The sequence below is a fragment of the Planktothrix sp. FACHB-1355 genome (assembly GCF_014748295.1).
GTDB lineage: Bacteria > Cyanobacteriota > Cyanobacteriia > Cyanobacteriales > Aerosakkonemataceae > Aerosakkonema > Aerosakkonema funiforme_A.
In genome coordinates this window covers 1-7,361 of record NZ_JACJUP010000233.1, presented here as the reverse complement: position 1 = coordinate 7,361, position 7,361 = coordinate 1, and the positions used below count along the sequence as shown (strand labels likewise).

Sequence of the window (7,361 nt, the reverse complement as noted above, 5' to 3'; positions counted from 1 at the left end):
CTCCAAAAATTCTTGTGGGGTAGGCATCCTGCCTGCCCTTTGAAATTCTTTTGGAGCAGATGTCTAATGTTCTTAATTCCACCCCTTTTTCCCCGACGCCCTATGCCCTAAAATCAATCGGGGTTACTTTTGTAGCCGTTCTTTGCCGGTAAACGCTTACTTTGTTTGTACCAGCGATACCAATCACCAGAACTGCGAATTGCCAACCACAGCAAAATCATCGCAATTAACCCACCCTGTCTGGGCGCGTCAAAAGCTAAAAGTACCAGCGCCACACACAAGGCATCTTGAACAAAGACAGCCCACAAGGGTAAACCGCGCAATCGAAAGAACAACCCAACTTGAACAAGTTGCAGCACAAGCGCCAACAAGCCACCAACTACGCTAATTACAATAATTAACCACCCAGGCGCTTCGGTCATTTGGGCAATAGTAACACCTACCATAGCCCCGACAATGGGGCTAAATAAGAGATGAACAATTTGCAGCACGCGCTGCCCCAACAACTTTTTCGAGGCAAACAACTCAAATAAAGACCAACTGGTAAGCACTCCCACTACTACCTGCGGATGAATCAGAGAGAGAATGGGTACGCGAGACCAAAGATTATCCCCCTGGAAAAGGCCAATTAACAGTAGGGGCAGGGCAATTCGTCCTACTCCTACCGCCGCAGCAGCAGAGAGTGCGGCTAGTAGCTCAATCATATTTATCAATCAGCCTGTTCGCTTAGCCAACAGCCTCAAATAGCTGTTGGTTACAGCTTAATTTTTCTTAAGTTTAACCATTTTGCGCTGGAAGTTGTTCTCCTTCACACAAATAAAAGCTTTACCTGCGATCGCCTTCTTAAATTTTCGCAAACAATCAGAATAAATTGTGCTTAAGTATACTTACTTTTACCAGTAAATATGATATAGAAAATTTCTGATTTGCTGATGCTAGTCAAGAACTAGAAAAAGTACTGAAATACTGTGCGATCGCCTTTGTCAGTAGTGCCGAAACTGCATTACCAATTTGGCAATACTTGTCGCGATCGCACACTAAAAAACGGTTAGTTTAATCTACGATGCTGCCTGACGACGCCGAAATAGTGCTAACAAACCACCTACCGAAAGCAAACCAATAATAGCAGAAGGTTCGGGTACGGACTTCATTTCGATATCCACTTCGGTATTGTTGTAAATGTCTTCCAAAAATTCAATTTCCGGCAAACCTTCCCAATCGTCAAACGTCGATTCTGGTTCATAAGCGAAAGAACCTGAAAAGATGTTGCTGGAGTTGCTAGTGCCAATGGTACGGGAACTGGATGGTGCATTTCGCAGCACGTTGTTAATCCAAGTGGCAAAGGAAGAAACTCTCGTAGCTGCTGAAATGTCGCCGTAGTCAGCATTAACGGAACCATCTGTTGCAGAAATAAAAGAGTTAACGCCTGCTAGCAAGCCGTTGATGAATAACCCGCCGCCGCTATCTCCGGGTGCAATGCTGTATTCCAAGTTGACTGGCTGGCTGAGGGGATCTGATGTCGCTAAGCGGGGGTCATCGAAATCCGATACGAGTGTGCGATCGGAATAACCGAGTCGGGTGCCAAGTCCGATCGTGTTTTGTCCTGCACGTTTGGTGGTGCTACTAGAATTGTTATAACCTGTCAAACCAGTGCCGGTAGCGCCAAAACCTACGTAAGTACCGAGTTGCATATCTTCGTTGCGTCCGGTAAACAGCGAAGCTGGGGTAACATTTGTTACTCTGCTGCTGAGTCGGAACAAACCCAGGTCATAGCCTGCACTGGGATCGCCATAGCTGTTGAACCAGCCGTTGTTGGTAAGCGCCCCGTTGATGGTATAGTTGCTGCCGCCAACGCTAAATAAACCATTTCGTGCGCCTTCAACGCAGTGGGCAGCTGTTAGCAACCAGGTGGAATTGAGAAGGGTTCCGGAACAAAGCCACGTACCGGATGAGCTTCTGATGTTGAGGCTGCCGACGCTGGGAAACAGATTAGCCAGATTTCTGTACTGTGTATCCGATCGATCGTGACGAATTGTACCAGCTTGGGCGATCGCACTCGTGCCTGCTGTTGCGATCGCAGCCGCTAATGTTGAGGTAAGTAAGCGATTAATCTTCATATAGAATTACTTTTGGTAATTGCATACTTAAACGATAAAGTTAAAGCCAATATTTCCAGTTCCGTGCTTTTACCTAACTTTATCTATTCTTCACAGACAAATAATAATACTTCATAGCATTGAGCAACGCATCAATTTTTTGTTCTATAGAGAGTTATGCTAATCGTTCCTTAACCCCCGCCAGTCCTCCCAAAACTGCCGCGCCGTCCGCTGGCGGAGGAGCTTGACCGCCAAGCACAGCATCATCAGCTTTCGGTTGATAGGGATTTTCTGGGATCGCGATCGGCTTACCTTTATGCACAGCAAAATCTACATTGTGTATGGATTGTGAATTACTTAAGCGACATAAAATTGTCTGTGTATTTTAGATAGTTATCGGCATTTTTGATTTGCTCCTTAATTTGGGGAACCAAAGAATTAAGTGCCTCTATCAATTTTCCTTTGCCTTCGATAGATAACTTCTGGTCTTCCTGTGCCTGTTTCAAACTATCTCGATAGTTACTGAGATAGCGATCGAGATCGTTAAAAAAGTCATTAATTCGTTGCTGAAAATCTTCATCAAGGTACTGATTAATTCCCTGCTTAATCGTACTGATGTTTTGGTCTACGATCTTATTAACTTCATAAACTATTCCTTGCAAAGAAACCGTGTAGAAATTTTCCACTTTGTTAGGTCGTTTAATTTTTTCTGTCACCTCAAATGGAACTAGCCATAAGTAATGAAAAAACGATCTTCTACTTTTAACAACTTCAGTGTAACCCTGGTCTATTGTCCTGGTATGACGCATCACGAGCGGTTTATTCAAGTCGATATAGTAATCGGAGTCCAATCTTAATTTTGGCAATGATAAGTCTAAGTTAAAATTTTCGTTCAAGCGCTCGCGGGCCCGATCTACAATTGGTTTGGTCTGCTCGTCCAGAAACTCCAGCATATCTTGACGCGATCGCTCGATTTGTTGGCTTGTATTTTCGCGCACATTTTCTAGCAGTACATCTACTTTCTCTTTCGCATAAGTTACTGCTGTATCTGCAAATTCTTCTGCCTCTCTGAGCGTGGGAAATTCAATAGAAGTTTGGTATTTTTTTTCTAAAGTAGTTGATTTGACTTGTTTGGAAATCCAATCTAAAAAGTTTTTGGCTTTCATCCCTCCTTTTTTCATAAAATCAGCGCGTTGATATTCTTCTTCGCTGAAGTAGCTTTCCACGCTTATTTTCCCTTCTTTCTTCACAGATTCCAAAATATTATTGAATTCCTCATGAAGATTGCTTTTGATTCGATCTAATTCTTGCAAACGACTGCGACACTCTTCAATACTCTGCATATCTGCTTCCAGCGCCACAACTTCTTCCCGTAATTTTTCGCCATCTTCATGAATAGCACTGCTGCGGATCTGCATATCTTCCAGTAATTCCACAAGACGAGCGCGAGTAATGTTTAGGGAAGAGATAATACACCGAGGTGCTGCTTCTATCATGAGTGAGTCGATCGCTTTTTGCAAAAATGGGTCGAAGCCGGATTTTTTCCACAGCTTTTCCGCTTTCCGCTTCAGTTGTTCTACATTTGTTTCTTCTAGTTCTTCTTCCCAGTCGATCGGGAATACATCTTGAGCTAGCGATCGCGCTGTTTTCATTTGAGCAATTTCTACTTTGGGATTTTGTTCTAATTCCACCAAAAAGTTAGTAGCAGAAAATGCCCATCTTGCGGATATTTCAAATACTCGATTGGTATTATCGCCATCACCCAAACCGAATTCAGCGGTAACAAATTGCCGCACTTGCTCTGTTGTCATGTCCCCATCTTTGCGCTGATCGACTTTATTAACCAGCACGTATAAATTATCTTTACCGCGTAAATCTATAACTTTCTGAACATCCTTTTTAACTTCTTCTTCTGCCTTAGTGTTCAGCCCTGTAAAATTGAGTACAATTAAAACTACCGAGCTTGCTCTTAGCTGATCGGAAACCACATTTGCCAGTCGGAGATTTTCCCCCGCTTCGTTTGGCCCAGGCGTATCTACAATCACCAATTTGCCGATTTTTTCTGTTTTTGCAGTCTTTTGCAAATGCCAAAATGGTGTATATATACGCGGCACATCCATCAGAGACTGAAGGGGGTCAGCCAGGGGATCTAAAACGCTGCACACGCGGATAATATCGTTTAAAGCACGCAAACTGTTAATAATTTGCTGACGCCCGACAATCTTTTCATGGATGGAAAGTTTAGACATTCCCTGGATTTTTTCAGGTAGCTTTGTCAGATGAGGGTACTGTGCAATTTTTTCCTGGACTCGTTCCATCCCTAACTCATTGACTTTCCGCTGCAAAGCAGAAAACGTTTCGCGAAAAACTTGTTGAATGTGGGAATTGAGGATTAGTGTAGGCTCTTTGAGTTCGGAATCGCAAATTATCTCTGTCGGTAGAGTCGTCATAGCGGCATTTCTGCTAGGCAGAATTTCTTGACCGACGATCGCATTTACGATCGTCGATTTACCGGCCTTCATCGGAGCAACGATCGCCATTCGCAGTTCCAATTCTTCTACATTACGGGCGGCTTCGCTGACTTCTTGTTGAAATTTCCCGTATTTCTCGCTAGCACTATCAGTTCTTAGGGCTGTACCTGCACTATCGATCAGACCGCTGACTTGCCCCAACAACTCAAGTATTTGGGTTTGCAAGTCTTGCACATTAGGTTTGGGCGCATCAGCTTTCATTTAACTCACTCCCCGATCTCTTTACTAAACAGTTATATCGCTTCTGGTTGTATACAGAGCTGCTGAAACCAAATAAGGATACCTTCCCGATCGCACAATAGACAATTGTGGCGCGATCTCAATCTGAACTGGAAAGTCGGTTTGTTTGTGTGCTTCGCCCCTCATACTATGGCACAAACGGTGCGATCGCAGCGTCAATACTTTCCGCAACACCTCAATGAACTAGAGATAAAAAATAGAGGCGTTGCTAAGATCGAGTTGATTTCAGTGCTAAAAGTTCATGTTCAACCCTGTCCACAACCAAACAAATCGTTTAGCTGCATTCCCAGTTATCGGCAAATCGATCGTATCGAGCCTGCTGGTAGGATTGCTTTGTGCAGTCGGCTACGCCGTTAAAGCCGAACCCATAGCAGGACGGTTAGTTTCGCAACAATTAACTAAAAATGCAGATTCCGTTGTGCAACGATTGACCGGACAATGGCAAACAAAAGTTTCTGCAAATAGCTCTCTCACCTTAATTTTTGCACCAGAGAGCAAATTATTTATCGTCTTGCCATCAAACTCAAATACTGCGCCGGCAATGCAGCTGAGATACCGAGTAGCTTCCTCAACAAGTTCGCCCATGCAGATTGACTTGACCACAAGCGATAACAAAACAGCCCCAACCATTTTTGAGTTTACTGCTGATGGCAAGTTGCGTATGCAGCTAAATGATATTAATTCCGGACAACCCAGACCTTCTGCTTTTAAGTCCAACGCAATGGTATTCGAGAAGGTGTCCAACAATACAAGCTTACCCGCCAACGCGCAACTAAGACAGCCCGGGGCATTACCGCAACGCTAAACCACTCCGCCGCCTTGTTAGTATAAGGTTAATTTTGATGCTAGAGTTCCATGACTGACACCGTTCTCGACATCCGCAACCTGCAAGTCCAATTCCCCACCGAGGAAAAACAGATCAAAGCCGTTGATAGTATTTCCTTTCAGGTAAAACGAGGTCAAACGCTAGGAATAGTCGGCGAGTCAGGTTCTGGCAAATCTGTTACCTCTCTAGCCGTTATGGGTTTGGTACCTCCTCCCGGCAAGATGGACGGCGAAATTTGGTTTAAAGCGTCAGAGGCGGATGCAGAACCTGTGAATCTGCTGCAATTGCCAGAGAGGAAAATGCAGCAGTATCGCGGCGGTAAGGTGGCGATGATCTTTCAGGAACCGATGAGTTCTCTTAACCCGGTTTACACGATCGGGTTTCAGCTGACGGAAGCAATACGGCTACATCAAAATGTTTCGGACACGCAAGCGCGGCGGTCGGCTGTTGCACTTTTGCAAGAAGTAAAACTCCTTCCCACAGATGAAGTTTTGCGCCAACGTTACATAGAATATGTGCAAGAATCATCACCAGGAAAATCGGAGCCTACGGAAGCGGACATCGATCGCCACATCAATCAGCAAAAACTAGCCATACTCGATCGCTATCCCCACCAACTTTCTGGAGGTCAAATTCAACGGGTAATGATTGCAATGGCGATTTCTTGCAATCCCACCCTATTAATTGCGGACGAACCCACCACCGCTCTTGACGTAACCGTACAAGCCACTATCCTGGAACTGCTGCGGGAATTGTGTAACGCTCGCGGGATGTCCTTGATGTTTATTACCCACGACCTGGGTGTAGTTGCGGAAATCGCCGACGCCGTAGCGGTGATGTATCGAGGGAAAATTGTCGAATATGGGCCGGTGTGGCAAATCTTCGCCAACCCGCATCATCCCTACACTAAAGGATTGTTGGCTTGTCGTCCTCGGCTCGATCGGCATTTGAAATATCTACCCACTGTTTCCGATTATATGGAAGTGGTGAGCGATCCCAGCGGCGAAGTGCTGGAAATTCGCGAAAGAAATGTGGAAGCAGAGGAGCGGGGAAGCAGAACAATCAGGGAGAAAAGCACTAATCAGTCAGAAATTAAGTCTCAGGACACACCACTTTTAGCTGTCCGTAACCTACAAGTTGGCTTCCCGGTACGGGGGATAATGGGTAATACCAAACGCTACGCTATGGCGGTAAACAACATTTCTTTTGAGGTTTATCCGGGTGAAACGCTGGGTTTGGTGGGTGAGTCCGGTTGCGGTAAAACTACTTTGGCTCGCACTTTATTGCGATTGATCGAACCGATGAACGGTAATATTTTGTTTGAAGGACAAGATATTACCAGTTTGAACGGGAAAGCGTTGCAGAAGTTGCGCCGAGAAATGCAAATTGTGTTTCAAAATCCCTTTAGTTCTCTCGATCCGCGCATGAAAGTTGGAGATGCGGTGATGGAACCTTTGCTGATTCACAGTATCGGCAAAAGCTATCGGGAACGACGCGAGCGCGCTGCTTACCTCCTGGAGCGCGTGGGGTTAGATCCCAGCCGCATGAACCGCTATCCCCACGAATTTTCTGGCGGTCAGCGACAGCGGGTTTGTATTGCCCGCGCCTTGGCTCTCAATCCTAAATTTATCATTTGCGATGAATCTGTTTCCGCTTTGGATGTGTCGG

At 45.1% G+C, this 7,361-nt stretch carries 7 protein-coding genes; 2 read left to right on the top strand and 5 right to left on the bottom strand.

Translation table 11 applies throughout. The annotated features are described in order from the left end of the window. Nucleotides 1-113: 113 nt before the first annotated feature. From H6S82_RS12335 to H6S82_RS12315, 5 genes are all read right to left on the bottom strand, one after another. Nucleotides 114-704 carry a DUF4126 domain-containing protein gene (locus tag H6S82_RS12335; RefSeq protein WP_190473808.1) on the bottom strand — a complete coding sequence of 197 codons (591 nt, stop codon included), beginning with the start codon at nucleotides 702-704 and terminating at the stop codon, nucleotides 114-116. 354 nt (nucleotides 705-1,058) lie between these two features. Next, nucleotides 1,059-2,117: a trypsin-like serine protease gene (locus H6S82_RS12330; protein ID WP_190473810.1), complete on the bottom strand. Its 1,059-nt coding sequence runs from the start codon at nucleotides 2,115-2,117 to the stop codon at nucleotides 1,059-1,061. Nucleotides 2,118-2,271: 154 nt separating this feature from the next. Next, entirely contained in the window at nucleotides 2,272-2,418 is a 147-nt protein-coding gene (locus H6S82_RS12325; protein WP_190473812.1) for a hypothetical protein, read from the bottom strand. A 31-nt stretch (nucleotides 2,419-2,449) separates the two neighbouring features. Next, nucleotides 2,450-4,828 (bottom strand): dynamin family protein, encoded by a 2,379-nt coding sequence (locus H6S82_RS12320; RefSeq protein ID WP_190473814.1) that lies wholly within the window; start codon nucleotides 4,826-4,828, stop codon nucleotides 2,450-2,452. Nucleotides 4,829-4,852: 24 nt separating this feature from the next. Further along, nucleotides 4,853-5,041, bottom strand: a complete 189-nt coding sequence (locus tag H6S82_RS12315) for a hypothetical protein (RefSeq protein WP_190473816.1) — start codon at nucleotides 5,039-5,041, stop codon at nucleotides 4,853-4,855. A gap of 67 nt (nucleotides 5,042-5,108) precedes the next feature. On the opposite strand from H6S82_RS12315, the gene H6S82_RS12310 reads away from it, so the two are divergent. Further along, nucleotides 5,109-5,672, top strand: a complete 564-nt coding sequence (locus H6S82_RS12310; RefSeq protein WP_190473818.1) for a hypothetical protein — start codon at nucleotides 5,109-5,111, stop codon at nucleotides 5,670-5,672. A 50-nt stretch (nucleotides 5,673-5,722) separates the two neighbouring features. Beyond that, a partial coding sequence (locus H6S82_RS33975) for an ABC transporter ATP-binding protein (RefSeq protein WP_191056269.1) occupies nucleotides 5,723-7,361 on the top strand: 1,639 nt, incomplete at its 3' end.